This is a genomic window from Amycolatopsis sp. La24 (assembly GCF_029087445.1).
In the GTDB taxonomy this organism is placed as follows: Bacteria; Actinomycetota; Actinomycetes; order Mycobacteriales; family Pseudonocardiaceae; genus Amycolatopsis; species Amycolatopsis nivea.
The window spans coordinates 71,430-98,395 of record NZ_JARACH010000021.1 but is presented as its reverse complement, the minus strand read 5'-3'; the positions used below and the strand labels follow the sequence as shown (position 1 = coordinate 98,395).

Genomic DNA, 26,966 nt, shown 5'->3' with positions numbered 1-26,966 from the left:
GTCCGAGTCCGAGGCGCTGAGCGCCCGGTAGGGTGCCGCGTTGGTCGGTGCGTGCGACTTGTTCGGCGGATGAACGTTCGGGGCATCACGGCGACTTCACGGCCTTGCTCCCGATGATCCTCACGACGAAAGGCCCACTCAGATGCAGCAAGCGAGCCGTGCTGGGCAGCCGGTAGCGTCGAGCGCCATGGAACTCGTGACCGAAGCTCGGGATGTCAGCGAGAAGTTCGTGAAGCCACTTGGGCGACGCTGGCAGCACGTTCAGGCCGTGGCGGCGCGCGCGCGCGAGCTGGAGCACGCGGTGTCTGAGTCAGAACGGTCGGCGCTTGTCGCCGCGGCGTGGCTGCATGACATTGGTTACGCGCCTGAGATCGGCCACACCCACTTCCATCCGCTGGACGGTGCCCGGTACCTCAAGTCGAAGAACTGGCCGGATGTCGTGGTCAACCTTGTCGCACACCACTCTGGAGCGAGGTTTGAGGCCGAGCAGCGAGGTATGTCGGCGGAGCTGGCCGAGTTCCCGTTCGAAGACAGCGCGCTGCTCGACACCCTGGTAGCCGCCGATCTCACGACCGGTCCTGACGGAGCGCGGGTTTCATATGACGAGAGGATCGCTGAGATCCTTTCTCGATATCCCAGTTCTGATCCCGTTCATCAGACCTGGCTACTCGCGGGTCCTGTCATCCGAGAAGCGATAGAACGGACGGAAGCCCGCCTGCGGGACGGTCACCCCAGGTAAGGCTGTCGACGCTCAGTATCGAGCGCGTGAGCAATTCGCAGGCGCATCGACGGGTGCATGTTGAGAGTGTCCAGCTGCGACGGGTTGACCCATCGCACGGCTTTGGTCTCTACTCCATCCTCTCGGGCCTTTCCGCCGATAAGTCGCCCTTCGAAGCAGAGGGAGAATTGCTGGCGCACTTCCCCGTTGTCGTAGGCCATCACGTGGTTCGGGTTCGTGTATGTCCCAGTAAGCCGGACGATCTCAACGTCCAGTCCCGTCTCTTCTTTGACTTCACGGACTGCCGTTTGCGTGATGGTTTCACCGATGTCGTGGCCGCCTCCCGGTAGGGCCCACCGGTCGTTATCGACCTTGTGAATGAGAAGCACCTCCCCGTCGACATTGCGTACTACCACGGTTACTGACGGCACCACACTGTTGGCGGGCGGGGCGGCGGGATCATTTACATAGTCAGTCCTGGCCATGATTAACCTCGCCATTCTCTGGGATGGCGATCTGCCATACCCGTTCAAATGACTTCATGTAGTGATTCCAAATATTTCCGGACGGGTGGCGCTTGAAATGCATTACGGGACTCTGCCCGGCGAGTGCTCCATGGGCATGCGGATTCACAAGAAGCTGGTCGTCAAAACGGTAGATTGAGTTGTATAGGATCGTGCCGTGCGTACGCACTTCGACGTTGTCCAGGTCTACGACGTCGGCAAGATACCGGCGCATGAGCTGAATCCGGCCCTCAAGTCCACCAGGTGTTCCCTCGTCGATTGCCCGCTGGACCACGGCTTCCGCCTGCTCGTCGCCGACTAGGAGGCGAAAGCGGACGCCATCCTTCGCTTTCCGCTGGATCAGTGGGACGAGGTCGTACTGCTCGACCAGGAAAGCGCCGGAAAAGACCAGCACGTCCATCTGCTCTTCGACTCCGGCTAGGAGTTCCTGCCAGATCGCGCCGGTGATCGCCGATCGGGACGGGTAGAGGTGGAGCAGCTCCGCCTCGTCGGCCGCTGGCCGCGGCGACTCTCGAAGCGACGGCCACAGATCGACCTCGCGCACTCCTAGCACCTTGACGACCATCGCCCTGGTCTGCGGATGCGGCACTCTCTCGGTCCGAATCCAGTTCTCCACGGACTTCTCGTGCTTGCCGACCTTCTCCGCCAGCGTCTCGATGGTCAGGTTTGCCGCCAGCATGGCCGTCCGAAGGCGATCGTTGGCCATAGTCTCCCCTCTCCCGGTCAGAACGTTTCAGAGCGTTTTGGTGGGGCGTTTGCGCTGGTCAAGACGCTCCAAAAGTTCTTCGGAAACGCGGTTACGACGTCCACCAACCTGCGGTTTTCTGTACTCAGAGCGGCGAACACGCCGCACCGAGTCCCCCAGATTGGAGGCAGTTATGGCCGCCGAGTCGACCTCACGAAGCACTGGTCTCGTCCTCGATTCGTTGGACGCGTTCGGTCAGCTCGCGGAGCGAGGCGCGCAACTCGACAACCGTCTGGCCAAGCTCTTTCAGCGAGGCAGGCGGAGCCTCGGCCGGCGGTTCATCGGCCACATAGACGCCGACCGAAGCGCGAGTCACCAGCCATCCCTCGTCCTGCAGGACGCCGACCGCTTTTTGGAGCGTCGGCAGCGAGACGTCGTATTGCTCGGCAAGCACGCGATTTCCCGGGAGGCGTTTCCCCGGGGCTAGCTCTCCGCTCGTCACCGCAGCTCGGATGGCCGCAGCGACGCGTTCGTAAGCCGCGAGTCCCGCAGTCTGTTTCGCCATATTCGCGAGTCTATCGATCTGACCAGCACTGACCAACATGCCACTCGGATGGAGTAGTGACCGACTGACCAATGCTGACTATGGTCAGTCTTAGTCAGAAGCTCCGAGGAAGGAATCTCAACCCATGAAGCAAGCACCTCCCAGCCGCCGCGAGCTGGAGTTCCGGTTCGACGGGACGGATGAAGACCTGGACTTGACCGAGCTTCTGGCAGGTCCGTTCGGCGCTCCGCAGGACCTGGTCGAGGTCGGCCTGGAGCGCGAAGACCTGACCGACGTGGCTGATCTGCTGGACGAGTTCGACGCCGAGCTGGCTGTCCGAGAGGCGGCCGAGACAGCTGGCGCGCCGGTCGCGGATGTGGTGGCGCTCGGGAACTGGATTGTGGGCGGCCAGATGGGTACGGGCAAGTCCGCGGTGCAGCTGCACGCGCTGCTCGATCTGGCCGATATCGAGGCGGAAGGCGAGGTCGCGTGATGATGGACCGTCTGTTCGTCCCGGCCGCGCTCGCGGGCGTGCTGGCCACGATGCCGCCCGTGTCGGCGGTGGCGCAGGACCGTGCGCACTGGCTGGACGCCGCGTGCGAGGCGATGCGCTCGCAGTTCCCCGGCCCGCACGGGCTGGAGGCGATGCGCCTGGCCCGCGCGTTCCGGGCGGCTCGCGCCGAGGTCGCCGACGAACTCGCATCGGCCGCCTGACCGTCACCGTTCTTCTTTCCCCGCGCGATTTCCGCGCCTGATTCTCAAATTCTCCGGCATTCGTGTTCGGGCGGAGCTGTGTCCGCTCGCGGTCGCGAATCGCCTGCTCGGAAGGGATTCCCATGTCTTGCACGCTGACTCAGGTGATCGCGGCCCGGCTGTCGGGCCTGGCCGAGCTGCTGACCCGCAACGCTGAGATGCTGACCGGGTCGGGGCTGCCGGAGGCCGTGACCGGTGTCCGCGCCGCGGTGTACGCCGACGTCGCCGCCCAGCTGCTGCTGCGGGCCGAGACGGACCCGCAGACGGCGGACAACCCCCTGGTCGCGGCGACTCCGGTCGACGACGCGACCGCGACGGCCGGAGTGGCGGGGGAGTTCGAGACGCTGGCCGGGCTGCTGGCAGCGAATGCCCGGCTGCTGACCCGCCGCACCGCTGACGCGGTGATGCATCGCCGGGCCGGGGTGTACCGGGATGTGGCCGCGCAGCTGCGGATGCTGGCCGCCGACGAGCGCCAGGCCGCCGTGACGACGGCCCCGCGACCCAACCGGGCTCCGCTGTCGAACACCGCGCCGGTGAACCCGATCGCGGCGAAGGCCGCCGACCGCGCGCCGCGAGTGCGGCCGGAGTTCCTGGACGCCCTGGTGTCGGCCATCGCCGCCCGCCGCCGGACCGGCTGGTCTGTCGCCCGCCTGACCCTGTGGCTGCGCACCCAGCTGCGCGACCCGCAGACCGACCACGTCCACCCGTGCGCTCAGCGCTCGTTCGTCGCCTACGTCACCGGCCTGCTCGGCTCCCCGCAGACCGCCGCCCTCGCGGCCTGACCCCGAACCTGCTCGCTTCCGGTTCCACCGACCTCGCTGAGGAGATCCTTATGCGACTCAACGCCGACGCGCTCGACGTGCTGGCCGCCCACGGCCTGACCGAAGCCCAGTGGGCGCGGGAAAACCACTACGCCGACGGCCGCTGGGGCGGCGACGCGTGCGGCTGTCCCGACGACCGCTGCATCGGGTTCCACCACGACGAACACGACGAATGCGGCTGCCTGCCCGCGCTGCTGGATGCCCGCGGCCCGCAGGTCTGAAGCTGCCCGGCCGACGGGCGCCGGAAGCACCGCGAATCCCGCCCGCCGGCCGGGCCCCCAACCCATCGATCACTGTGCACGGCTTTCCGAAGGGAGCCCTCATGTCGAGTTTCGACGCGCTCTTCCCGGCTGACGACTGGGTCGAGAGCGAGATGACCGCCTACCTCAACGGGAACGTCGCGGTTCCGGCGCGGCTGCTCTACGACCAGGCCGACCCGTGGGCGGTGACGCTGGTGCTGGACTGCGGGGCCAGCGGCGAGCGGGAATGGGTGTTCGGCCGGGACTTGCTCTGTTCGGGGATGCTGGCCGCCGTCGGCGACGGTGACGTGCGGATCGGCCCCGAGGACGACCGCGTCTGGATCGTGCTGTCCTCGCCGTCCGGGTTCGCCGACCTGGCCTTTTCCCGAGCAGCGCTGGAAAAGGCGCTGGAGAAGACCGAGGACCTGGTGCCCCCGGGCCGCGAGCCGGAGTTCTTCGACTGGGACCGCGAGTGGGACCTGCTCACCGGGGAGGCGGCGTGATGCGCGACCGGACGCTGCGCGGCCTGGCGCTGTTCGCGGTGCTGCAGGCGACCTTCGCCGACGTCCACCCGGTCTGCGACCAGTGGCTGCAGTCCAGCGCCGACGCGGTGGGCAAGGGACAGCCGGGGCGCGAGGGGGCGCGCCACTGCGCCCGCCACGTCGCCAGTTACAGCGCCGGGCAGGTCGCGGCCGCGGTCGCGGTGACCCGGGTGCTGGGCTTCCGGGTGCCGCTGGGCGCACTGCTGGCCGGGACGGCGGTCAACGCCGTCACGCACTACGTGATCGACCGGCGCGAGCCGCTGAAGAAAGCGGCACGGGCGGCGGGTCTGGGCGGCTACCTCGACCACGCCACTGTGCAACGCCGGCCGGGCGTGGTGGACGAGTCCGGGCCCGGGACCGCGCTGATGGAGCTGGACCAGGCCGCGCACCGCGCGATCGGGGTGCTGGCCTCGCTCACCACGACCTGGCTGGCCCTGCGCTCGTGCCGGACCGGCCGCCGGGTCCGGTGAGCCGCCGGTTCCCGTGGGTGCTGGCCTCGGTGCCGTGGTCGGACCAGACCTGCTTCACCCGCGGGACGTGGCACGGGAAGCCGTTGTTCTCCTGCAAAACCGCCGACCGCAGCGTGCTCGCGACCCCGCGTCAGCTGGCGGCGATGGGGAAACGGCCCGGCGGGCAGGATCCCGTGGCGTTCCTGTACTTCCGCTGCCGCAAGGCCGGGAAGCTCACGTTCGCGAACTTGTACCTGATCGAGAAGGCCAAGCCGAAGCGGCCGATGACCCCGGCCCGCTGGGAAGCGCACCGCAAGATGATGGCCGCCCGCCGCACCTGCCGCGAGTGCGGCGAGACCGGCTGGGCCGAACTGCCCAAAGCGCACCGCACCTGCGAAGCCTGCCTCTGCTCTGCCGGGCTCGACCCCGGCTCCTACCTGCACGACTACCTCGTCGGCGAACCCACGCTGACACCCGAGGACTACGCCTCGTTCGCTGCGGTCCCGAACCCGTTGACCTGGAAAGGAAACGTTGCGATGACCACCGAACCCCGCGCGGCGCGGATCAGCGACGCCATCAACGCCGCGTTCGCCCGCGTCGGCGAGATGGACCGGCACCGTCCCGCAGAAAGCGGTCGGCTGCTGCCGACCGACACCGCCGCGGCCGACCTCTACGCCCACGCCGCATCCCTCGCCGAAGCACTGGCGCTGGACATGCGCGCGGCCGAACTCGCGTTCCGCCCGGTCCTGGGCGTCGACCAGGACCCGGGAGGTGCGGCGGCATGAGCGTGGTCGACGTGCTGGAGCAGCACGGCCCGTGGCGGTTGTTCGCGTTCGCGGCGTCGGTGCTGCTGTTCCTCGCGCTGGGGCTGCTGCGCTGCCCGTTCGTGGCGGTCGCGTGGTTGCTGCGCGCCCTGCAGACCGGCCTGGACCGCCGGATCACCACCTGTTTCGCCGGTCCGCTGACCCCGAAACCCGTCACCTGAAAGGAGATCACAGCGTGAGCGAGATCGAACCCCGCGGCGACACCCGGGTCGCGCGGATCGAGGGCAGCCGCGCCGACCGCGCCGTCGGCGCGCTGGGCTGGTGGCTGCCGGAAACCGCCGCCGCCGCACTGGCCGCCGGGCTCGCGGCCTGGGCCGGGTGGTCGTTCCTGATCCCGGTCGTCGCGACCGCTCTGCTGGCGCGGATCGCGTGGGCGTGGCCGCCGGTGCGCCGCGCCGCCCGGGCGGTGGGGGCGGGAACCTGCTCGGTTGCCGCCCGGGCCCGCCGACGCACGCGACCGTCCGAACAGGACACGCCCGGCCCGGGCGATGCGGTCGAGCGCGTCGACGAGGTCGCGTCGTGACCGCCGAGCGGCCCCCGGACGAGCACCCGTGGGACTTGCACGAGTCCGTCACCCGCGACGAGGAACGCATCGCCCGTGAACGACGGGAGGAGAGCACTCGGTAAGCGACTGGCCGGGCGCGCACGGGTTCTTGCCGGAACGGCGCGCCCGGCCGGTCTCCCGACACCTGCGAGAGGAATCGGAGTGTCCATTGTCCCTGCTGGGGAAAGTCGGCACGGGCGCGGTGTTGTTCACCGTTGCCGCGATCGCCGTCGGCTACATGAAAGACACCGGTGACGCCGACACTGGAGGTCCGGGGGTCGCCGACATCCCGGGCGCCTACCTGGCGGCCTACCGCTCGGCCGCCGACACCTGTCCGCACCTGGACTGGGCGCTGCTGGCCGGCGTCGGCAAGGTCGAGACCGACCACGGCCGTCTCAAGGCTCCCGGGGTGCGCTCGGGCGCGAACTTCGCCGGGGCGAAGGGCCCGATGCAGTTCCTGACGCCGACGTTCAACGCCGTGCGGTCCCGGCATCCCGGGATCGGCCCGGACATCTACGACCCGGCCGACGCGATCCCCGCGGCGGCGCACTACCTCTGCGATTCCGGCCTGAGCGCCGGGGACCAGCGGCGGGCGATCTTCGCCTACAACCACGCCGACTGGTACGTCGCGAAAGTCCAGGGCCAGGCCGCGGCCTACCGCCGTTCCGCCTGACCCCGCACCACATCCGCACCCGCAGCACCCGGCCCGCGCGGCAATCCCGCCGCACAGGCCGTTTCGCCATGCCCGTTTCGCCGATCTGGAGGAAAAGCCATGAAGATGAAGCTCGTCGCGTCGATCGTGTTCGCCGTGTCCGCCTGGCTCGCTTGGGGCGCGGGAAGCCTGCACGAGAAGGACCCGGCCCACTACAGCGCGACCCCGATGCTGGCGCTGGGCGCGCTCGCGCTGGTCGCCCTGGTGGTGCTGTTCTTCGGCAAGCCCGCCGTCGCCAAGGCCAAGGCCCGCAGCTGACCGTTTCTCGTTGCCGCGCAACCGAAAGGCCCTGTCTCGCCTATGCGCATCCTGTCCGGCGTGCTCGTGTTCGCCGTGCTCGCCGCCGTGTTCCTGTTCTTCCTCGGCTGGCGGGTGACCGCACCGCAGATCGTCCGCCCGTCCGCGCCGCCCGTCCCGGCCCCGAGCAGCGGCACCGCGCCGCTGCCGGGGCCGGCCACGGTCACCGTCACCCGCCCGGCGTGGCCGGGCCGGTGACACCGGCCGCCCTGTTCCAGTCCGCTGTTCCCTTACCGCACAGGAGAAATCCGTCATGAAACTCGTTGCTTTCGTCGTGTTCGCCCTGTCCGCCTGGCTCGCCTACGGCGCGTGGAGCCTGCACGAGAAGGACCCCGTCAACCACACCTCCACTCCGATGCTGGTCCTCGGCGCCATCGCGGCGGCCAGCCTGCTGGTGCTGTTCTTCGGCAAGTCCGGCGCGAAGTCCAAAGCCAGCAAGTGACCCTGCCGAACCTGCTCGGGTGCGGCCGCGCCGACCTCGCGGCCGCCCCGAGCCCGATACCCGGAAGGGAGCGTGCCGTGACCGACTCACCCCGCAACTACCCGCTGGAACATCCCGAGTCGTCCGGAAACGATGCGCGGTTCACGTTCGGACTGGTGCTCGACGTCGCCGAGGTCTTGACCCGGCACGGCTACCCGCCGCTGGCGGACAGCGGGCTCGACCACGTCGACCTGCAGCAAGCGCTGTTCCGGTTCCTCTACGGACCGGCCGAATGACCGCACCCGGTGCTGTGAAAGGGGTTGTGCTCGTGTTCCGTCGCGTGTTCCTCGGCCTGATCGCGTTCGTGACGCTCGTGCTGCTCTACCTCGCGGGCCAGCGGGCCGCCGCCCCCGCGGTCGCCCCGCAGCCCGCGCCGACCGACTGCCCGCCGCCCACCACGATCACCCTCCCGCCGCCCGAAACCGGTGCCGCGACGCACGCGGCATGGCTGCGGCGCGGCGCGCCCTGCGACAGCGTCCACGTCGTCGAGGGCTGACCCTGCTCGCTTGCCGAACACCGCGATCGGCGTACCGCCGGTCGCATTCCGATCCGAACGGAGCCACCGCATGACCACTGCCATCGACGCACGCACGCTCACGTCCTGGGACGGCCTCGACTTCGACGTGAGGATCCGCGTGGAGCCGCTGTCCGCCGCCGAAATCGAGACCCTGCGTCGTTTCCGCCCGGAGATCGCCGCCCTGCACGCGACCGCGGCCGCCGAACGGCGGCAGCACCGCCGCGCGCATCTGCCGTTCATCGCCGACCGCCTGAGCGCGGCCCTGGACGCACTCGACGCCCTGGCGCCCGGCTCGCTGTTCGACCTGATCGAAGCGACACGGCACCTGAGCAACTGGTCCGCAGGCAGCTGGCAGGGCGCCTGCAGGTCGATCACCTACGACAGCGCCGCGCCGCTGCGCGAGCTGCGTGCCGCCGCACTCGCCATGGCGAGCCGTTTCGAAGCCGCCGAGCTGACAGCCCGGCCCCTCGAAATCGCACTGGCCCTCGTAGCCCGGCACGCGCCGAACACGATGCCGGTGCTGCTGGACGAGATCCGTGCCCGCCGCGACGTCACTGCCGTGGACATCGCGCCGTCCCGCCGTGCCGCCGCACCCGTACCCCTCGACCGCGGCTGACCCCGGGTGCCCGCCGCGCCGGTTGCGTTCCGACCCGAACTGGAGGAATCACCATGCCCCGCAAGGAAGACCCGGCCCCGGCGACCGTCACCGTCGTGTTCGAGGGCCCCGGACCCGAGGCGTACGAAGCGATCATCGCCGAGCACGAGCCGCGGCTGACGACGCTGTCCGACCAGTCCGCAAGCCCGGGCGAGGCGGCCCGGCTGCGCGCGCTGGCCGCACAGCTGTCGCGGCTGCGCGACGAATCCCGCGCGAACAGGTGGCAGTCCCGAACGAACTGGCTGCCGCTGATCCGCTACGCGTCCGACTCCTACCCGGTCATCGGCGCGGCCGCGCGGGAAGCCGTGACCGCGCTGGTCGACGCCTACCTCGCCGTCCACGCCGACGACGACCGCGCCGAGGTCGACAGCGTCGAGGTCAACCGTGCCCTGCGGATCCTCGCCCGTCGCCGCCCCGACGCCTACGCCGCGGTCGCTGCCGTCCTGTCCGGACCCACGCTCGACCCGACCGCGGAGCAGTGCTGAGCATGCCGAACTTTCCCCTGATCTGGAGGGAGGACCCGTGAGCTGGCAAGAACAAGCCCGCGCGAACCGCGCGGCCAAGGCGGAGCAGGCGCGGCTGGATCTGGCCGCGCGGACCGGGGACGAGATCGCCCGCATGCGCGCGGCGGGGGAGGAGTCCCGCGCCGACCTCGCCGCGCAGGCCGCGCTGCGCGCCGAGCAGGACCGGGCGCGGCGCGAGGACCGGTTGCGGCGCAAGGAGACCCGTGCGGCGCGCTGGGCGGCGGTGCGGGCGTTCGCGGCCGCGCACGCGGTGGATCTGCTGATCTACGGGATTGCGCTGGTGTCGTTCGCGATGGCGGCCCCGGCGATGGCCGGGTACGGCGCGCAGGTCTACGCCTCGCCGCTGGGCAGGCTGCTGCCGTTGATCACCGAGCTGGGGATGTGGGCGTTCGCGGTCGCGGTGCTCGTGTCGCGGCACCGCACCCCGGAGCGGCCGGTGTGGGGGCTGCAGGCGGGGGTGTGGGTGTTCGGGACGGTCGCGGCCGCCACGAACGCCTTGCACGGGCTCGACCGGGGCTGGGGCGCGGGCGTGATCATGGCCGTGGTGTCGGTGGCCGGCGTGGTCGCCCACCAGCTCGCGATCGCCAGCCCGCCCCGCTCCCGCATCCAGCGCCAGGCTGCTCGGATCGAGCGCAAGGCAGCCGCGAAAGCCGCGGCCGCCGCCCGCGCGGCGGTGCGCACCGCCGCGGCCGCGATCGACAGCGAGGGCCGCGCCCGGCTCACCTACGCGCCCGGCACCTACCGGGTGCGGCGCGGGCGGCTGGTCGCGGTCGAGCCTGACCCGGACGTGCCGGGACCGCCCGACGCGATCGACGCCGAACTCGCCGCCCTGTTGGCCCGGGCCGCCGCCGGACCGTCCGGCGACACCCGGCCCGCCGGGCAAGACCCGCTGCACCGGGGACCGGTCGCCACCGCCGACCCGGACCGCCCGGACCGCCCGGACCCGAGCGAGGACCGCACCGGCGGACCCAAGCGGCCAGGACCGGTCCGGGACCAGTCGGCACCCGCCGGGACCAGCGGGTCCGGCAAACGGTCCCGCACGTACGAGCAGCTGCGGGCCGAGCTGCAGGAGGCGGTCGTGGCCGGGGACCTGGACCCGGCGACCGCGAGCACCGAGCAGGTCCGCAAGACGCTGCGCTGCCGCAAGGAGGTCGCGCGACGGCTGCTGCAGGACCTGAAACCGAAGCAGTGACCCGGCGGGGGCCGGGACCCGTTCCCGGCCCCCGCGCACGATCCGGAAGGAGACCTCAGTGTCCGACAACGACACCCAGACGCCCGGCACGGTGGTGCCGTTCCGCCGCCCCGAGGGCACTGTGGCCGCCGCGACCGGGGCCACGGTCGAGGGCGAAGTGCTCGACCCGGCCGACGCTGCGCTGACCGTGTCCGAGCCGCGCCAGACCTGGGGCACCCGCGTGCTCCACGGCACCGGCCGGGTCCTGGCCGGGCCCTCGGACGAGACCCGGGCCCGGCTGGCCGAGCGCACCGTCGAACTCGGCCACGCCACCGGCACCCGGCTGCGCTCCGGGAGCAAGCGCGGCCGCCGGGTCCTGGGCCGGACCAGCAGGTTTCTGCACCGGCACGCCTCGATCACGGCGAAAGGAGCGGAGGCGGCGCGGCAGCGGCGCCGCGCGGACCGCGACCACGCCGACGTCAAGGCCGCCCGCGCCCTGGCCAAGGAGAAAGGAGACGCCGCGCAGGTCGAGTCGCTGACCCGGCAGCTGAACGAGGGTCGGCACGTCCGCGTCGACACCGCGAAGAAGTGGGCCGAGCTGGCCTGGTCGCTGACCTGGAAAGCCGCGCTGGTCCTGGTCGTGGCCTTCGGCGGGTCGCTGGTCACCGGCGGGATCAACGGCTTCGGGCATTGGCTCGGGGTCTGGAACGCCGACGACGCGCTCGCCGTGTGGCGGGCCGTGTTCACGACTGTCTACCAGGTCGGGGCCGTCGTGTTCCGGTTCTGGTGGGGCATCCCGGTCGTCTGGATGGGAGTGAAATTGTTCCGGTTCTGGAAAGACGGAAATCGTTTGGGTGAGGGGATTCTGCCCGCTCACCTGCGCAAACAGGCCACCCGGGTGCAGCGTTCGGAGCTGACCGAGGGTGCGCTGGCGATGGCGCTGTCCAACTCCGGGGTTTCGGAGCTGAAGGCGAAGATCAAGGAGGGGTGGCCCAACCGCGACACCGACAACGCCTGGGTCCAGTTCCCGATGATCGACGGGAAGGGCTGGTCGGCGAAAATCCGGCTCCCGCAAGGGGTTCCGGTGAAGAAGATGGAGAAGGCGGTGGATGTGCTCGCGCACAACCTGGGCTGCCGCCCGGTCGAGCTGTTCATCCGCGCCGACGACGAGGACGCGCAGGTGATGGATCTGTTCCGGCTCAACCCCGGGGTCCTGCGGGAACCGGTGGACCCGTACCCGCTGCTGCACGAGGGGACCAGCGACTACTGGACCGGGTTCCCGGCCGGGTGCAACCTGCGCGGGGAACCGGTCACGACCCCGATGTCGGAGCGGAACTTCGTCATCGCCGGGACCATGGGGTCGGGCAAGTCGACGTTGCTGGTGACGCTGCTCAACGGCGCGGTCCTGGACCCGCTGGTGGACGTCGACGTGTTCCTGTTCGCGGAGAACAACGACTACGAGGCGCTGATGCCGTGCCTCAAGACGTTCTCCGACGGCGGCACCGACGACAACGTCGAGGCCGCGGTCGAGCACCTGCAGAACCTCTACGCCGACCTGACCGTGCGCGGGCAGCTGCTCAAGAAGCACGGCGTGAACAGCGTCCAGGAGGCCGGACGGGAGATCGTCGCCAAGGAACCGGGGTTGCGGCCGCGGATCGTGGTGCTGGACGAGTGCCAGCGGTTCTTCCGCCAGGACAAGCCCGAGGACCGCAAGAAGATCGTGAACCTGGTCTGCAACCTGTTCATGGCCAGCCGCAAGTACGCCGTCCACCTGGCGTTCCTCACCCCGAGCCCGTCGGACCAGAGCCTGCCCCGCGAGGTCGTGGCCCTGTCGACGAACCGGGCGTGCGGCGCGATCAACGGCAACAAGGCCCGCAACAACGCGGTCCTGGGGGAGAAAGCGCACGAGGAAGGGATTTCCGCGCTCGACCTCAAGCCGAAGACCCCGACCGCGCTCAACGACGTCGGCACGCTGATCACGGTCGGGTTCATGGACGAGCCCGGCGCGCTGCGCAGCTACTACCTCACCCCGGCCCAGCAGGCCGGGATCGTGGCCCGGGCCCTGGAAGCCCGGGGCGCGGCCGCGGCGCCCGAGCAGGTCGAGGCCCCGCGCGACGTGCTGGCCGACATCCTGGCCGTCACGCGGGAACTCGTGCCCCGCGAGGGCGAGCACCACCCGCGCGCCTCGGCCGTCGCCGAGGCGCTGCGGACCCGCTGGAGCAGCTACCACGGCTGGAAAATCGAGCACGTCACCGACGCGCTCGCGGGCCACGGCTACCAGGTTCCGACTACTAACCGTGTTTACCCGGTCGATCCGGAGAAGGTCGCCGCGGCCATCGCCGGCCGGGAGACCAGCCCCGCCGAATGAAGCCCGCCCGGGCTCCCGCACACCCCCCGAATCCGGGGCCTGCGGGAGCCCGGCGCAGGCCGGGCGACCCCGCTCATTCGCGTCATTCCAGCTCATTGCCCCAGTTCAGCCCCGTTCTCATCCCGGAATGCGGCATCTCATCCCGTCCGGCCGGACTCATCCGCCGCTCATTGCCCCGCTCATCCCCGCCCGGATACCCGTCCCGGGCCGTTCCGCCTGCCCCGCAACCGCGCCCGATCGTCACTCACCGTGACGACCGGGCGGGTGCTGTTCTGCTCTGAAGGGAGCAACCGCATGACTCTTGCCCGCACCGCCGACACCGAAGCGGCCGCCGAACACGGCCCCGCCCAGGCGTTCTCGCCCGGGATCGACTGGGGATTGAACACCGACCTGGAAGCCGTCACCGGCAGCCGCGAGCCGAGCGTGTTCGTCGACGAGCACACCGAGTTCGTGTTCGCGTGCGGCGTCGTGGATCCGGTCGACGCGCTCGCGTTGATCCGCGACCACGCCGACGACCTGTTCGGCCCCGAGGACGACCGGGTCGGCACGGTGCCCACCGCGGACGACCTGCCCGACTTCCGGCTGCGCTGGTGCCGCGCCGTCCCGGTCGACACCGACGCCGACCCGGAGCTGACCTATGTCGAAGGCCCCGAAGTTCCGGGCGCGTTCCCGGCCCTCGTCTGGCACGGCTGACCACGCGCCCGCCGCGCCGCCCTCTGCCCGCACTCGCCACCGGAGGAAACCCGTGACCACTCGTTGTGCCCCGCCCGCGACCGGCCCGCTGTCGCGGCGGCGGTGGGCGTGCCGTTCGTGCGGCGCACGCAACCGGATGCGGCAGCGCTGCTGCCACGCCTGCCGCCAGCACCGCCCCCGCCAGTAGGCCCGAACCGGAAGGACACCGACATGAACGCCCCCGACCCGTTCGACCCGGAAAACCAGTTCCTCGGCTCGGTGCTGTGGTCCGATCTGCCCGGCGCGCGGGCGCTGATGGCCGGGATGCGCCCGGACGACTTCGCCCGCCCGATGGCCGCGCACGTCGCGCACCTGGCGATGCAGGTCATGGCCGACAACCAAGCGCCCGGTCCGGCGCTGCTGTTCGACCAGGCCGTCCGGACCGGGCAGGCCAGCGGCGAGCACCGCGCCACCTGGCTCTCCCGCGAGCTCGCTGACCTGTACGGGAACGCGGCGGGCGCGGTGCACGGGCCGCGGTTCAAGGCCGCCGTGCTCGAGCACGCCTACCGCCGCGCCGCCGCCCGCTACGCCCGCCGGCTGCTGCAGGCAGCCGACCAAGCCGACCCGGCCGGGATCGCCGCGCGGCTGGACGAGCGCGGCGAACTCGACGCGCTCGCCGCCCGCTACCGCGCCGCCGCCGGACCCGACGCGCTCGACCCGCCCGACATCGTCCGCCCCGCCGGGCCCCAGCCCGGACCGGCCCGAAGAAAGGCAGCCTGATGACCCACACCACCGCCGACGTCCTCGCCGACGCCCCGGCCTCCGGCCCCGCGCCGGAACTGGGGCTGGCCGGAACCCGGTCCAGCCACCGCTGGGCGAGCATGCCCGGCAACTGGGACAAGCTCAACTGCCGGGCGATGTTCCCGGCCGACAACGACTGGGGCGTCCCCGCCCTGCCGGTCGCCGAGTTCGAACCTGCTCGGCTGGTGCCCTACACCGACCGCCGCGCCGCCGCGAACGCCGCCGGAACCGGCACGGCCGCGCTGCACTTCTTCCTGGACGACTACCGGTTCGAGGTCGTGTGGTCCAAACCGGAACGCGGCCTGTCCCGCTGCGCCGCCGTCGGCGCGGCGCTCACCCCGGATTTCAGCCTGTACCGGGACATGCCGCTGGCGATGCAGCTGTGGCAGGTCTACCGCTCCCGCTGGTGCGGAGCCTGGCTGCTCCACCACGGCATCGACGTCGTCCCCACCGTCAGCTGGTCCACCCCGGACTCGTACGCCTTCGCGTTCGCGGGGATCCCGGCCCGGTCGGTGGTCGCGGTCTCCACGGTCGGGGTGTGGCGCGACCCGGTCGCCCGCGGCCTGTTCGCCGACGGCTACGCGGAAATGCTGCGCCGCCTGGACCCGGCGGTGGTGCTCGTGCACGGCAAACCGCCGACCGAGCAGGTTCGCGGATCGACGCCGGTGCGGTGCTACCCGACGCGGTGGGACGGGGGTGGGCGGTGATGGGCGGACGCGGCGCCTCGATGGGCAGAAGCGGCGGTGCGGGCGCCCCGGGCGCGGGCGGCGCCGGAAGCGGCACGGCACGAGTGGAACCCCTCGTGCCCGCGACCGAGCAGGATCCGGCGGAACCGGAAAAGCCTGCTGCTGCGGAGAAACCTGCGGTGGCGGGTCCGCCGGTGTCGGGCGCGATGTCGGAGGCACCGGTGCTGAAGAACGAGTGGGGCTCGTTGACCTCGGCCGAGGTCAGCTTCCACGACGACGGCGAGATCGGCACGGCGATCAAGTACATGGGCGCGGACGCCCGGATGGACGTGGACGGCCAGCCGCTGGCCAACGTCCTCGGCCGCGTGGCCACCGACGTCACGACCGGCCGGCGCAGCGCGGCGGAAGGAGTCGAGGCGTACAAGGAACTGCGCGATCGGCTGCCCGAGGGCAGCGAGGCCCGCCAGTGCCTCAACCTCGCGATCCGGCGCATCGACGCCCCGCCCAGCCCGACACCGGAGGTGCCCGGCGGGGCGCCCGCGCCGCTGAAGACCTTGATGCAGGAACTGCACTCGGTCCCGCTGGTGCGCCAGGACGGCCGCGAAACCCAGGCGCTGCAGGAAATCCTGACCAAGAAGTTCGGCGACGAGCCCGGCGGCAAGTTCAGCGTCGGCCTCCTCACGATGGAACTCAAACGGTTCCACGGCATGCGCCACGAATCCCAGGGCGACGCGGGCAAGTTCGAGGTCGACCGCGCGATCCGGAAAGCGATCACCGACCTCGGCGGCCGCGCCTGAGCCAGCACCCGGCGCGGCAGCGAACCGCTGCGGGAACGGAAATCCCGCCCGAACCTGCTCCGTTCCCGACCGCACCGCCAGCACACCGGTCACGAGAGGGCCGGGCACCGCGCGTGCCCGGCCCTCTTCGTGTCCGCACTGTCCACACAGGAGGTTTGATGAGCGTGACCACGCGGATCGAGTGGACCGACGCGACCTGGAACCCGGTCACCGGATGCACCGAGGTGTCCGAAGGCTGCGACCACTGCTACGCCAAGACGTTCGCCGAACGCTGGCGCGGCAGCGCCGGGCACTACTTCGCGTCCGGGTTCGACGTGCGGCTGCGCCGGGACAAGCTCGCCCTGCCGCTGCGCTGGCGGCGCCCGCGCCGCATCTTCGTCAACAGCATGTCCGACCTGTTCCACAAGGACGTGCCCGACAGCTACATCGCCAGCGTGTTCGCGGTGATGGCCGCCTGCCCGCAGCACACGTTCCAGCTGCTGACCAAACGGCCCGCCCGGATGCGCGCCCTGCTCAACGACGACAGCCGCTACGGCTTCGCCTGGCGCGCCACCGACGAATCCACGGTCGTCAAACCGCTCGGCCCGGGACGCCCGCACGGCGACACCTGGCCGCTGCCGAACGTGTGGATCGGGGTGTCGGTCGAAAACCAGCGGTGGGCCGAGAACCGGGTCCCGATCCTGCTCGACACGTGCGCGGCAGTGCGGTGGGTCTCCGCCGAACCGCTGCTCGGCCCGATCGACCTCGGCGCGCTCGCCACCCGGGAAGGCCCCGTCGACGCGCTGCTGGGAAACCTCGACCACGTGCGCTGGCCCGACGGGCGCATCACCGCGATGGACAACCCGCGCCCGCTGCCGCGCCTGGACTGGGTGGTCGCCGGTGGCGAGTCCGGGCACGGCGCGCGGCCGATGCACCCGGACTGGGTGCGGTCGCTGCGCGACCAGTGCGACGTCGCGAGCGTGCCGTTCCTGTTCAAGCAGTGGGGAGCGTGGGCCCCGGAGTCGGTGTGCGCGAGCGAGACCGGCGCGGCCACCGCCCGCTACATCGAACGCGACGGCCGGACGCGGGCGGCCGCGTGGGGCGCCCGCGGGGACGCGGTCACGGTGCAACGCCACGGCAAGGGACGCACCGGCCGCAAGCTCGACGGCCGCACCCACGACCAGTACCCGACGGAGGAGGCCCGATGACCGCGACCCCGGATCCCGACCGGCCGCTGGTGGTGTGCCTGTGCGGCTCGACCCGGTTCATGGACGCCATCGCGCTGGTCGCGCAAGGCGAGACGTTGGCCGGGCGGATCGTGGTCCGCCCGGAGGTCGTCTCCTCCGACCGGTCGCCCGGCGGCGCGACCCTCGACGCGGCGGCGAAAGAGCGGCTGGACCGGTTGCACCGGGCCAAGATCCGCCTCGCCGACGAGGTCGTGTTCGTCGCCCCCGGCGGCTACATGGGGCCTTCGACCCGGGCCGAACTCGCCTACGCCCTCGACCTGGACAAGCCGATCCGGCTGGTGCCCGGCAGCAAGGAGGACCGCTGATGTACAAGCTCTACGACGAGTTCGCCGGGTTCGGCGGGTCCAGCCAGGGCTCGACCGCCGTGCCGGGAGTGGAGATGCTGCTGGCCGCCAACCACGACCCGCTCAGCGTGGAGGTGCACGGGATGAACTTCCCGGACGCGGACCACTACTGCGGGGACATCGCCAAGGCCGAGATCCACACCTTCCCGCGTGCCGACATCTTCTGGGCCTCCCCGGCGTGTCCGCCCTGGTGCGATGCCCGCGGCGTGAAGCGGGATTTCGACCAGGCCACGCAGAACGCGTTGTTCGACCCGGTCACCGGACCTCGGGCTCTGGACCCGAAGATCGCGCGGGCGCGGGCGCTGATGGAGGAGATCCCCCGCTACCTGCAGGCCATGCGCCGCAAGGGAAAACCGGTGCTGGCCGGGGTGGTGGAGAACGTCGTCCAGGTCCGCAAGTGGGCCGAGTTCGCTCGCTGGCGGCGCGAGATCGAGGCCGAGGGGTATCGGACCCGGCTGGTCGCGATCAACTCGATGCACGTCACCGGCCCGACACTGGGCAAGGTCGCGCAGTCCCGCAACCGGTTCTACATGCCGTTCTGGCTCGCCGAAATCGGCCGCGACCCGGACTGGGACAAGTGGCTGCGCCCGCGCGCGTACTGCCCGAACTGCGACCAGATGGTGAGCGCGATCCAGTCGTGGAAAAAGCCCAAGGACGAGATGGGCGTCTACGGGATCCGCAACGGCCAGTACGTCTACCGCTGCCCGCGCATCTCCTGCCGCAACACGATCGTCGAACCGCCGGTGCTCGGTGCCGAGACGATCATCGACTGGAGCCTCGACCCGGGGCAGCGGATCGGGGAACGCGTCGACAAGAAGGGCCGCCCGGATCCGCTGGAACCGGCGACCATCGCGCGGATCGAAGCGGGCTTGGCGCGGCACGTGCGGCCGCTGCTGACCCCGGCCGGGGGCACCTGGCGTACCGAGGCGACCCCGCTCGACGCGCCGCTGCCGACCCGGACCACGCGGGAGACCGACGGGCTGGTCGTGCCGCCGCTGGTGGTGTCGGTGGCCAAACGCGCCGCCGATTCCGCCTCGGTGCCGGTGGAACAGCCGTTGCGGACGCAGACCTGCCGGAGGGAGACCGCTCTGGTGATCCCGCCGTTCATCTCGCTGCTGCGCGGCGGCGGGTCCCGCGAAACCGCCTACCCGGTCGCCGGGCCGATCCCGACCGTGTCCGCACAGGGCAACCACCACGGCCTGGTCGGCCCGCCGGCCGACCAGCGGGACACGGCGATGCTGCTGGCCTACTACTCCAACGGAGCAGCCTCGCCCGTGGACCGTCCGGTCGGAACGTTCACCACCCGCGACCGCTACGGCCTCGTCGGCGGCGTGCCGCCGGTCGAGCGGTGCACGTTCCGGATGCTCTCCCCGGAGGAGATCGGGGACGGGATGGCGTTCCGCCGCGGCTACAAGGTCAAGGGCAGCAAACGCCAGAAGGTCCGCGGCTACGGCAACGCCGTCACCCCGCCCGTCGCCGAAGTCCTGGTCTCGGCACTGGTGGAAACCCTGTCCGGGGAGCCGCTCGCCCCGGCCGCCTGACCCGGCCAGCCCCAATGCTGCACGTCAAGCAGAGGAGCACGAACGATGACGCAGCCCGCCCGCCCTGTCCGCCTGGTGCGCGAGCCCGTGGTGCCCGCCGATGTCGACGCCGCCGAGGCGGAAGCGATCGCGCAGGTGGCACGGGGCCGCGCCGAACTGCCGACGCTCGACGACGCGGTGATGGACTGCTACCTCGGACACCTGGTGCACCAGGTCGAGGCGACCAGCGAAGCCGACCCGGTCGCGATCCTCGCGTCCCTGCTGTGCTTCGCCGGTGTCCACATGGGACAAGGCCCGCACGTGCGGGCCGGGGACGACCCGCACCCGCTGCTGGTGTGGCCCCTGATCGTGGGCCGCACCAGCGCGGGCCGCAAAGGCACCTCCTGGTCGACCGCGAAGCGCCTGATCACCGCAGCCGACACCGCGTTCACCCACCACAACATCAAGTCCGGGCTCTCGTCCGGGGAAGGGCTGGCCGAACGATTCGCACTCGACGACGACGAACAGCAGCTCGGCGGCGCGGACGACCGCGACCTGCGGTTGATGGTCATGGAAGCCGAATGGGCGGGGGTGATGGCGAAGATGAAGCGGGAGGGCAACTCGCTCTCGGCGATCCTGCGCTCGGCCTGGGAAGGCGGCGACCTGTCCACCCTGACCGTGGCCGCGCGGGTCGCGCCCAGCTCGCACGTCGGGATCCTCGCCCACATCACCCCCGCCGAGTTCCGGGACAAGGTCTCGGCCTCGGACATGGCCGGCGGGACCTACAACCGGTTCCTGCCGCTGGCGGTGTCCCGGTCGAAGTTCCTGCCGTTCAGCCAGGGCGCGCCCGCCGACGTCGTCGCCGGGCTGGGCAACGGGTTCGCCGACCGGCTCGACGAAGGCGCGCGGCTGGGCACGCTCGGGTTCACCGGCCCGGCCGCCGACCTGTGGCGGGCCCTCTACATCGAGTTCGCCACCGACCACGGCGACATCGCCGTGGTCGAGCAGTTCGTCTCCCGCGCCGTGCCGAACTGCCTGCGGATCGCCGCGATCCACGCCGCCCTCGACGGGCAGCACGCCATCCACCCCGAACACCTCACCGCGGCCGCGGCGCTCGTGCGCTACTCCATCGCCTCCGCTCGCGCGATCTTCACCGACAGCGGCGCGCTGGCGAAACTCGCCGCCTGGATCGGCGAGGACAGCGAGGGGCGCACCAAAGCGGCGATCACCAGCCAGTACTTCCGCCGCAACACCTCCGCCGACGAGATCAACCGGATGCTGCACAAGCTGCTCGCTTCCGGCCAGATCGCGGTCGCCAAGAAACCGCCCGCCAGCGGACGGGGCCGCCCGACCGAGGTCTACACCGCCGCCACACCCCCGGGCCCCGCGAAAGAAACGAAGTAACGAAGTAAGTCGCTGACCAGCACAAACACCCCGGACTTCACCCGACTTATTTCGTAGCTACGAAAAAAGTCCCGGACGAAACCCCAGGTCAGGCAAATCTTTCGTTACTTCGTTTCCTTCGTGCCCCCAAGCCAGCCAGCGACGGGCCCCGCAGTCTTGCCCACCCGTCGCCAGGCCACCGGAGAGAGGGGACTTCAAGCCACACGCCTCCGCTCGCACTGCACACGGAAGGGTCACCCCCACATGGCCAACACCACCAGCAAACTGCTCACGCTTGCCGAAGTCCTGGAAGAACTTGGTGGCGTAGCTGTCTCGACTTTCTACGACTGGCGCGCGAAGGGCAAAGCGCCCAGGTGTGTCAAGCTGCCGAACGGCGATCTCCGTTTTCGCCGGGCAGATCTTGACCGTTGGATCGAAAGCCGTGCGGAGAAGAAGGCTGCCTAATGCCAAGCTCGTACAACGTCAAAGTCTGGAACAACCAGCGGCGCAAGCATCGGAGCGGGAACTACACCTACCGGGCGCGCTGGACGGTGGACGGAAAGGAATTCAACGAGCCTTTCCGAACTTCAGGACTCGCTGATGGCTTCCGATCGGACCTCGTCACCGCTACGCGCAAAGGCGAGCCGTTCGACACGGAGTCGGGTCTGCCGCAGTCGATGGTAAAGGAATCCGCTCTCGCGGTGTCCACGTTCGCGCTGGCGTGCGACTACGCCGACATGATGTGGCCGAACGCCTCACCGAAGTACCGAAAGTCGATAGCGGGGTCGCTTACCAAGCTGACAATGGGCGCGTCGAAACGCTCCCTCCCGAAGGACCCGACCTTCCGGCGCACTCTCACGAGTGTGTTCAACGCCAAAATGCGACTTGAGGCTGACCTGGACGACGAGATGGATATCGTCTCGAAGCTGCGTGCTGCGGGATACTCCGACGCGGCAGTGAAATGCGGCGCGGAGGCGGAGTTGTGCAGCCGCCGGGCATCCGAATTCGCGAAGCCAGAGGTGCTGCGCGCGGTGTTGAACGGATTCGAGCGGAACTTGGATGGTTCGAAGGCAGCGGCCGACACGGTGCGGATTCGCCGCGCCGCTTTCAGGGGGTTCCTTGACTACGCGGTAGAGCGCGGCGTCCTGGACTCGAATCCGCTGGAGGAAGTGAAGGTGAAGAAGCGCACCTACGAACTGAAGGAGGTCGACCCGGCGGCGGTCGTCAACCCAATGCAAGGCCGCATGTTGTTGGCCGCTGTGGCCGAGCGCGATCCGGAGCTTGAGGCTTTCTTCGGCACGATGTACTTCGCCGCTCTCCGTCCGGAGGAAGCCGCCAACCTCAACAAGCGCAACCTGTCGATCCCGGAGGAAGGGGCAGGCTGGTTGATCCTCGACTCGGCGCGTCCCGAAATCGATGCCGTATGGACGGACTCCGGCGAGGCGTCTGAGGCAGGACCGTTGAAGCATCGGAATGTCGGGTCGAGTCGGTCAGTGCCGTGCACTCCGCAGCTGACGGCGTTGCTGCACAAGCACATCGCCCTCTACGGCACCGCACCTGATGGCCGGCTCTTCCGTGGCAGCCGGAACGGCGGGCGGATCAGCAGCACCGTCTACGGTCGAGCGTGGGCGGCAGCCCGGTCATCCGTGTTTACGCCAGAGGTGCAGGCCAGGCCGATTGCCAAGCGTCCGTATGACCTCCGTCACGCAGCGGTTTCCACCTGGCTGTCCAGCAACGTCGAGGCCACCAAGGTCGCGAAATGGGCGGGGCACAGTCTCGGAGTCCTCATGCGCGTGTATGCAAAGTGCCTGGACGGTGGCGACCAGGCCGCTATGGACCGGATCGAGCGCGGCTACATGAGCTACTGAGCCTGCGTCCGCGATGCGTCCGCAGATCGGCCAAATCAGCCGGAGTCAGCCGGAAAGAACCGGAAGAGACAAGATCACCCCCGTGACCGGTTCATGCTGGTCACGGGGGCGATCTGGCTGGTGTGGCAGGTGAGGGATTCGAACCCCCGAAGGCTGAGCCGTCTGATTTACAGTCAGATCCCTTTGGCCGCTTGGGTAACCTGCCATGGCCGGGCGAACCGGCCGGGAAGAAGGATACCCAACGGTCCGGACGGCCGGTCAACCGGGATCCCCCGGCGCTACGCTGGGGGTCCCTGACGAGCTGAGACAAGGTGTGAGGACACGTGGCGGATCCCTCTTTCGACGTGGTGAGCAAGGTCGACCGCCAGGAGGTGGACAACGCGCTCAACCAGGCCAGCAAGGAACTGGGCACGCGGTTCGACTTCCGCGGCACCGGAACCGGCATCAGCTGGTCCGGCGAGGAAGCCATCGCGATCGAGTCGGAGACCGAAGAGCGCGCCCTCGCGGCGGTGGAGGTCTTCAAGGAGAAGCTGATCAAGCGGAACATCTCGCTGAAGGCCTTCGAGGCCGGCGAGCCCGCGATCTCCGGCAAGATTTACAAGATCAGCGGCAAGATCCTGCAGGGCATCGCGTCGGACAAGGCGAAGCAGATCGCGAAGTTCATCCGCGACGAGGGCCCGAAGGGCGTCCAGGCCCAGATCCAGGGCGACCAGCTCCGGGTGTCGGGCAAGAAGAAGGACCAGCTGCAGGAGGTGATCTCGTTGCTGAAGGGCAAGGACTTCGAGATCGCTCTGCAGTTCACCAACTACCGGTGATTTTGTAGGTTGACCTGCGGGTATCCGTCAGCGGATGCCCGTGGGTACAACCTCGGTGCAACTGAGTGCGGAGTCCATGAGCGTGCACGTCTGGGCCCCTCCGGGGCCGCTCGGCCCCATGCCTTTGCCCGGCCAAGCCCTCGCGGGGGCGTGCGGCCTGGCGGCCGGTCCCCCGCGCGTCGGCCGGGGCGCGGAGGCCGCAGGGGGTCTCAGATAAGCCGCGGGTCCGAGAAGAGATGTCCTCGCCGGACGGGCAGGTCGCCGAGATGGCTGGCAGGGCTCGCATATTGCGTCCGTGGTTGGCCAGACGGCATCTCGTCAACCTCCCAGAGGGCTATCACGCCGCGTCAAAGGGGCGGTTTCGGACTTCGGTCACGGAGACGAAGAGGGGCACCCTTGACCCGGCGTGATCGGGCTGCGCCAGGTCGACGAGATGCCGAGAGGCCACCCGCTTGCGAGAATAAGCCGTTCCCCCTGGGCCGGGACAGGAACCTCCCCGCACCCTGAAAAGTCCAGCAAAACCAGAAAACACACTTCGCATAAACGCCACTCCTTCAATTTCAGCAACCGCAGTAAGCAGGATTCTGACCCCTGAACTCAAGTTGCCCGACGCTGAAATAAAGAAATAAATACCGCGAAGAGACTTCCCAGAGCCGCCCGAGTCGAACGGAGCGCCAGCCCCAGACCAGGCGGAACGGACTACTTTTTCTCCTTCTTCCCCGGTGGCCCTGCACTCCAAGCGCCGAACCCAGAAAGAATCAGAAGTAGTGCAAAGACGGCCAGGCCAATGAACAGCAGCCAGGTGTACCAGCGCGCAGGCATCCAAAGGAACCACATGGGCGTGGAGACCAGTGCTGCCAGAAAGAAAGCGGCCGCAAGACTGGGCCAGTTTCGCTTCTTCTCCTTAGCATGTACCTCTTCCAGGCTAAGGAGGCCGTCCATTTGAATGACTAGAGCCTGCTCAATTTTTCCAATAAGAAGTTCGACATTCCCGGGGTCAATCTCCCGAAGCTTTTCAATCGTTGAAAGGTTCGACTGAACTCCGTCACGAAGTCGTGACTCCCGTCGCCTGACCGCAACTTGCCCTAGAGGCAAACCTGCCAAAGCCGCGATCAACGTCGCCGCCGGGCCAGTAAGGGAGGAAAGATCCACAACGTCTCCACGAACCAGAATTGATCAAGAGCAGCAGAACTGACACATTAGCAGTTCAAAGTCCGATCTCCGGCCAGATAGTCGCAACTGCACACGTCGGGTACAAATCCGGTACAGATGGCGTCAACCAGCGACGACCATCGCCAGCGAGCACAAGCCCGCAGTTCAGAGCCCCGCACCTGAGCATCACCCCAGGTAGGGCGCAGTTCACCAACTACCGGTGACCTACAGGTGCTGCGGACGCCAACACGTCCGCAGCACCTCACCAGGCGGTGAAGGTCCAATCCGCCTCGAACGTCTCCACTGCCACATACGTGGGTCCTTCGAGAGGGAACTCCTCGGTGGTCTGGCCGATGTGGTTCACCGCCAGGTGCGGGTAGCCGTCCGCCAGCACCCAGACTCCGTTCGAGCCCTTCGAGCCCGTGAAGAACTTCCCCGTCACCATCCCTGGCGGCACCGCGAGGACCGCGTCTCCGTGGCCGTTGTACGGCTTGCCCGGTTCGACAGGCGGCACTCCGCGGTAATCGGTGATCGTCGCGGTCCACGCACCCTTCGCCTCGACCGTCAGCGTGTGGACGGATTTGCCGCCGGGGGAGACGTTGAACCAGGCCGTCCCGTGGTAGGCGTCGCCGTCGTTGACCAGCAGGCTTTCGGTGCCGTCGGTCGTCACCGCGATGTGGCCGGTGCACTTCGGACAGTCGAAGGTGAGGAATCCCGCCACCCCGGACGGCCAGGTCAGCGGCACGGTCGCGTTGTTCTTGCCCTGATGGGTCTCCGTCGGGTTCTCGGCGAGGCGTGGCTTCTCCGGACGCGGCGGCGGAGGCAGCACCGGCGCGGGGGAGTCGCCGGGTTCGTCTTCCATCGGGTACGCGATCGCCCCGATGCCGCTCGGCTGCAGTGAGCACGACGCGGTGAGCGCTACCGCCGCGCAGACGGCGGCCAGACGCACTGCGGTGCGGCGCATGATTCCCCCTCGCTTGCCCCGACGGGGCCTCCGGATGATCTTTCGTCACGCTCCGCCCAGTCGTTACGAAACGGGCGCCCTGAACAGCCCAGTGATCTCCTCGAAGGGGTGGACTCACGCGGGTGACCAGGCGAAATCGATGGTGGCGACGCGACCACGTGGTGTAATCGCCCGGCTGGTCGTGAGAGGAGTTTCTGGATGCGCCGTTGGACTCCCGTGCTTGCTTTCCTCACCTCGCTGGCGGTCCTCGTGACCGCGATCGCGCCGGTCGCGGAAGCCGCCGACCGGAAGCTGCTCGTACCCGGCTTCGGCTCGTACCCGCGGCTGATCCGGCTGGAGCACTCGCCGTTCGGGCGCGGGAACATCATCGCGTCGCTGACCAGCGAGGACGGCAACGGCCGGTTCGCGCCGATCCTCGAGAGCACCGACGAGGGCGCGAGCTTCCACCAGATCGGCGAGATCCGCGACCCCGACGCCAGGTCCGGTCAATGCTGCGGAACCCTCTACGAACTGCCGCAGCGGGTCGGCCGCCTGCGGGCGGGCACGCTGCTGTGGGCGGCGACCTATCGCCAGGACGCCGGACCGCAGCGCCGGATGGGGATCAAGGTGTGGGCCAGCCGCGACGGCGGGCACAACTGGCGGTACCTGTCCGAGGCCGCGCTCTCGCACAACCACGACGGCGTCTGGGAACCGGAGTTCACTGTGGACGCCGGCGGCACGCTCTGGCTCCACTACGCCGACGAGACGCAGGCCCCGAAGTACGGCCAGGTGCTCAACCGCGTCGCCTCGACCGACGGGATCAACTGGGGCACCAAGCAGCTCACGATGGCCATCGGACCGTCCCGGGTGCGTCCGGGCATGCCGATCATCCGCAGGCTGCCCGACGGCCGGTACTGGTTCGGCTACGAGATCTGCAACTACCGCGACCGCTACTGCGATCCGTATTACAAAATCTCCGCGGACGGCGCGAACTGGGGCGATCCGGCCGATCCCGGCACCAGGGTGAACACCGCGAGCGGCAACTACTTCCAGCACGCCCAGACCACCACGCTGTTCCCCGGCGGCCCGAACGGCGTGCGGCTGGTGATGGTCGGCCAGATCTACACGACCGCCGACGGCGCCCCGGTGGCCGGAAACGGGCAGACGCTGCTGGCCAACGACAACTTCGGCGCCGGCAATTGGTACGAACTGCCCGCGCCGGTCCACATCAGCGGCATCTACAACAACTACTGCCCCAACTATTCGTCCACCGTGCTGCCGGTCGACGGCGGGAAGAACGTGCTGGAGATCGCCACCGAGTACGCGCACGGCTGCCAGGCGTTCTTCGGGAAAGGTCCGGCTTTCTGAGTTGTGCGAAGCCCCGGACGGCC

General features: G+C 69.5%; 37 protein-coding genes and 1 tRNA gene. 32 read left to right on the top strand and 6 right to left on the bottom strand.

Annotated features, from left to right (window positions below; genetic code table 11):
• The first annotated feature begins 187 nt into the window (after positions 1-187).
• Positions 188-739, top strand: coding sequence for an HD domain-containing protein (locus tag PUT80_RS21245; protein WP_275293218.1), 552 nt, complete (start codon positions 188-190; stop codon positions 737-739).
• Here the strand turns inward: PUT80_RS21245 and PUT80_RS21240 are convergent.
• The 3 genes from PUT80_RS21240 to PUT80_RS21230 all read right to left on the bottom strand — a co-directional run bounded on the left by PUT80_RS21240 (position 727) and on the right by PUT80_RS21230 (position 2,492).
• Positions 727-1,203: an NUDIX domain-containing protein gene (locus tag PUT80_RS21240; RefSeq protein WP_275293217.1), complete on the bottom strand. Its 477-nt coding sequence runs from the start codon at positions 1,201-1,203 to the stop codon at positions 727-729. The genes PUT80_RS21245 and PUT80_RS21240 overlap by 13 nt on opposite strands.
• Positions 1,190-1,948 carry a helix-turn-helix transcriptional regulator gene (locus PUT80_RS21235; protein WP_275293216.1) on the bottom strand — a complete coding sequence of 253 codons (759 nt, stop codon included), beginning with the start codon at positions 1,946-1,948 and terminating at the stop codon, positions 1,190-1,192. The genes PUT80_RS21240 and PUT80_RS21235 overlap by 14 nt, the downstream gene beginning before the upstream one ends.
• A 190-nt stretch (positions 1,949-2,138) precedes the next feature.
• Positions 2,139-2,492, bottom strand: coding sequence for a GntR family transcriptional regulator (locus PUT80_RS21230; protein WP_275293215.1), 354 nt, complete (start codon positions 2,490-2,492; stop codon positions 2,139-2,141).
• 124 nt (positions 2,493-2,616) lie between these two features.
• Here PUT80_RS21230 and PUT80_RS21225 point away from each other — a divergent pair, with 124 nt between their 5' ends.
• The 29 genes from PUT80_RS21225 to PUT80_RS21085 all read left to right on the top strand — a co-directional run bounded on the left by PUT80_RS21225 (position 2,617) and on the right by PUT80_RS21085 (position 22,665).
• The gene (locus tag PUT80_RS21225; protein WP_275293214.1) at positions 2,617-2,964 is read left to right on the top strand and encodes a hypothetical protein; all 348 of its coding nucleotides are present in this window, start codon (positions 2,617-2,619) and stop codon (positions 2,962-2,964) included.
• On the top strand, positions 2,964-3,185 hold the full coding sequence (locus PUT80_RS21220) for a hypothetical protein (protein ID WP_275293213.1): 222 nt from the start codon (positions 2,964-2,966) through the stop codon (positions 3,183-3,185). The genes PUT80_RS21225 and PUT80_RS21220 overlap by 1 nt, the downstream gene beginning before the upstream one ends.
• Before the next feature lie 122 nt (positions 3,186-3,307).
• The gene (locus tag PUT80_RS21215; protein WP_275293212.1) at positions 3,308-4,006 is read left to right on the top strand and encodes a hypothetical protein; all 699 of its coding nucleotides are present in this window, start codon (positions 3,308-3,310) and stop codon (positions 4,004-4,006) included.
• A gap of 50 nt (positions 4,007-4,056) precedes the next feature.
• The gene (locus PUT80_RS21210; protein WP_275293211.1) at positions 4,057-4,266 is read left to right on the top strand and encodes a hypothetical protein; all 210 of its coding nucleotides are present in this window, start codon (positions 4,057-4,059) and stop codon (positions 4,264-4,266) included.
• A gap of 101 nt (positions 4,267-4,367) precedes the next feature.
• Positions 4,368-4,787 (top strand): SsgA family sporulation/cell division regulator, encoded by a 420-nt coding sequence (locus PUT80_RS21205; protein ID WP_275293210.1) that lies wholly within the window; start codon positions 4,368-4,370, stop codon positions 4,785-4,787.
• Entirely contained in the window at positions 4,787-5,296 is a 510-nt protein-coding gene (locus tag PUT80_RS21200) for a hypothetical protein (RefSeq protein WP_275293209.1), read from the top strand. The genes PUT80_RS21205 and PUT80_RS21200 overlap by 1 nt, the downstream gene beginning before the upstream one ends.
• Positions 5,269-6,060: an RRQRL motif-containing zinc-binding protein gene (locus PUT80_RS21195; RefSeq protein WP_275293208.1), complete on the top strand. Its 792-nt coding sequence runs from the start codon at positions 5,269-5,271 to the stop codon at positions 6,058-6,060. Before PUT80_RS21200 ends, PUT80_RS21195 begins: the two co-directional genes overlap by 28 nt.
• Positions 6,057-6,260 (top strand): hypothetical protein, encoded by a 204-nt coding sequence (locus PUT80_RS21190; RefSeq protein WP_275293207.1) that lies wholly within the window; start codon positions 6,057-6,059, stop codon positions 6,258-6,260. The genes PUT80_RS21195 and PUT80_RS21190 overlap by 4 nt, the downstream gene beginning before the upstream one ends.
• Before the next feature lie 14 nt (positions 6,261-6,274).
• Positions 6,275-6,622 (top strand): hypothetical protein, encoded by a 348-nt coding sequence (locus tag PUT80_RS21185; protein WP_275293206.1) that lies wholly within the window; start codon positions 6,275-6,277, stop codon positions 6,620-6,622.
• 190 nt (positions 6,623-6,812) lie between these two features.
• Positions 6,813-7,316, top strand: coding sequence for a transglycosylase SLT domain-containing protein (locus tag PUT80_RS21180; protein WP_343076893.1), 504 nt, complete (start codon positions 6,813-6,815; stop codon positions 7,314-7,316).
• 99 nt (positions 7,317-7,415) lie between these two features.
• Positions 7,416-7,613, top strand: coding sequence for a hypothetical protein (locus tag PUT80_RS21175; protein ID WP_275293205.1), 198 nt, complete (start codon positions 7,416-7,418; stop codon positions 7,611-7,613).
• A gap of 42 nt (positions 7,614-7,655) precedes the next feature.
• Entirely contained in the window at positions 7,656-7,850 is a 195-nt protein-coding gene (locus PUT80_RS21170; RefSeq protein ID WP_275293204.1) for a hypothetical protein, read from the top strand.
• Between the two features lie 55 nt (positions 7,851-7,905).
• Positions 7,906-8,094, top strand: coding sequence for a hypothetical protein (locus PUT80_RS21165; protein ID WP_275293203.1), 189 nt, complete (start codon positions 7,906-7,908; stop codon positions 8,092-8,094).
• A gap of 77 nt (positions 8,095-8,171) precedes the next feature.
• Positions 8,172-8,369, top strand: a complete 198-nt coding sequence (locus tag PUT80_RS21160) for a hypothetical protein (protein ID WP_275293202.1) — start codon at positions 8,172-8,174, stop codon at positions 8,367-8,369.
• A 32-nt stretch (positions 8,370-8,401) separates the two neighbouring features.
• Positions 8,402-8,629 (top strand): hypothetical protein, encoded by a 228-nt coding sequence (locus tag PUT80_RS21155; protein ID WP_275293201.1) that lies wholly within the window; start codon positions 8,402-8,404, stop codon positions 8,627-8,629.
• Between the two features lie 10 nt (positions 8,630-8,639).
• Positions 8,640-9,266, top strand: coding sequence for a hypothetical protein (locus PUT80_RS21150; protein WP_275293200.1), 627 nt, complete (start codon positions 8,640-8,642; stop codon positions 9,264-9,266).
• A gap of 53 nt (positions 9,267-9,319) precedes the next feature.
• Positions 9,320-9,790, top strand: coding sequence for a hypothetical protein (locus tag PUT80_RS21145; protein ID WP_275293199.1), 471 nt, complete (start codon positions 9,320-9,322; stop codon positions 9,788-9,790).
• Between the two features lie 37 nt (positions 9,791-9,827).
• On the top strand, positions 9,828-11,021 hold the full coding sequence (locus tag PUT80_RS21140; RefSeq protein ID WP_275293198.1) for a hypothetical protein: 1,194 nt from the start codon (positions 9,828-9,830) through the stop codon (positions 11,019-11,021).
• A 58-nt stretch (positions 11,022-11,079) separates the two neighbouring features.
• Positions 11,080-13,368: an FtsK/SpoIIIE domain-containing protein gene (locus tag PUT80_RS21135; protein WP_275293197.1), complete on the top strand. Its 2,289-nt coding sequence runs from the start codon at positions 11,080-11,082 to the stop codon at positions 13,366-13,368.
• Between the two features lie 294 nt (positions 13,369-13,662).
• On the top strand, positions 13,663-14,061 hold the full coding sequence (locus tag PUT80_RS21130; RefSeq protein WP_275293196.1) for a hypothetical protein: 399 nt from the start codon (positions 13,663-13,665) through the stop codon (positions 14,059-14,061).
• Between the two features lie 210 nt (positions 14,062-14,271).
• Entirely contained in the window at positions 14,272-14,820 is a 549-nt protein-coding gene (locus PUT80_RS21125; RefSeq protein ID WP_275293195.1) for a hypothetical protein, read from the top strand.
• A complete protein-coding gene (locus PUT80_RS21120) occupies positions 14,820-15,548 on the top strand; it encodes a DUF4417 domain-containing protein (RefSeq protein ID WP_275293194.1) in 729 nt (242 codons plus the stop codon). The genes PUT80_RS21125 and PUT80_RS21120 overlap by 1 nt, the downstream gene beginning before the upstream one ends.
• A gap of 95 nt (positions 15,549-15,643) precedes the next feature.
• Positions 15,644-16,324 carry a hypothetical protein gene (locus PUT80_RS21115; protein ID WP_275293193.1) on the top strand — a complete coding sequence of 227 codons (681 nt, stop codon included), beginning with the start codon at positions 15,644-15,646 and terminating at the stop codon, positions 16,322-16,324.
• A 158-nt stretch (positions 16,325-16,482) separates the two neighbouring features.
• Complete coding sequence (locus PUT80_RS21110; protein ID WP_275293192.1) at positions 16,483-17,511, top strand: phage Gp37/Gp68 family protein; 1,029 nt, start codon at positions 16,483-16,485, stop codon at positions 17,509-17,511.
• Positions 17,508-17,855: a hypothetical protein gene (locus PUT80_RS21105; protein ID WP_275293191.1), complete on the top strand. Its 348-nt coding sequence runs from the start codon at positions 17,508-17,510 to the stop codon at positions 17,853-17,855. The genes PUT80_RS21110 and PUT80_RS21105 overlap by 4 nt, the downstream gene beginning before the upstream one ends.
• A complete protein-coding gene (locus PUT80_RS21100; protein WP_275293190.1) occupies positions 17,855-19,435 on the top strand; it encodes a DNA cytosine methyltransferase in 1,581 nt (526 codons plus the stop codon). Before PUT80_RS21105 ends, PUT80_RS21100 begins: the two co-directional genes overlap by 1 nt.
• A 45-nt stretch (positions 19,436-19,480) precedes the next feature.
• Positions 19,481-20,818: a DUF3987 domain-containing protein gene (locus tag PUT80_RS21095; RefSeq protein ID WP_275293189.1), complete on the top strand. Its 1,338-nt coding sequence runs from the start codon at positions 19,481-19,483 to the stop codon at positions 20,816-20,818.
• Between the two features lie 243 nt (positions 20,819-21,061).
• On the top strand, positions 21,062-21,262 hold the full coding sequence (locus tag PUT80_RS21090) for a helix-turn-helix domain-containing protein (protein WP_275293188.1): 201 nt from the start codon (positions 21,062-21,064) through the stop codon (positions 21,260-21,262).
• Positions 21,262-22,665, top strand: coding sequence for an integrase (locus tag PUT80_RS21085; RefSeq protein ID WP_275293187.1), 1,404 nt, complete (start codon positions 21,262-21,264; stop codon positions 22,663-22,665). The genes PUT80_RS21090 and PUT80_RS21085 overlap by 1 nt, the downstream gene beginning before the upstream one ends.
• A gap of 123 nt (positions 22,666-22,788) precedes the next feature.
• On the opposite strand, the gene PUT80_RS21080 is transcribed toward PUT80_RS21085, so the two are convergent.
• Positions 22,789-22,870 (bottom strand) — tRNA-Tyr (locus PUT80_RS21080).
• Between the two features lie 118 nt (positions 22,871-22,988).
• Here PUT80_RS21080 and PUT80_RS21075 point away from each other — a divergent pair.
• Complete coding sequence (locus PUT80_RS21075) at positions 22,989-23,480, top strand: YajQ family cyclic di-GMP-binding protein (protein ID WP_009072171.1); 492 nt, start codon at positions 22,989-22,991, stop codon at positions 23,478-23,480.
• Positions 23,481-24,179: 699 nt separating this feature from the next.
• Here PUT80_RS21075 and PUT80_RS21070 read toward each other — a convergent pair.
• Entirely contained in the window at positions 24,180-24,632 is a 453-nt protein-coding gene (locus PUT80_RS21070; RefSeq protein WP_275293186.1) for a hypothetical protein, read from the bottom strand.
• Between the two features lie 262 nt (positions 24,633-24,894).
• Positions 24,895-25,596 carry a hypothetical protein gene (locus PUT80_RS21065; RefSeq protein ID WP_134663722.1) on the bottom strand — a complete coding sequence of 234 codons (702 nt, stop codon included), beginning with the start codon at positions 25,594-25,596 and terminating at the stop codon, positions 24,895-24,897.
• 198 nt (positions 25,597-25,794) lie between these two features.
• On the opposite strand from PUT80_RS21065, the gene PUT80_RS21060 reads away from it, so the two are divergent.
• Positions 25,795-26,943, top strand: a complete 1,149-nt coding sequence (locus PUT80_RS21060) for a hypothetical protein (protein WP_037816317.1) — start codon at positions 25,795-25,797, stop codon at positions 26,941-26,943.
• Positions 26,944-26,966 lie beyond the last annotated feature (23 nt).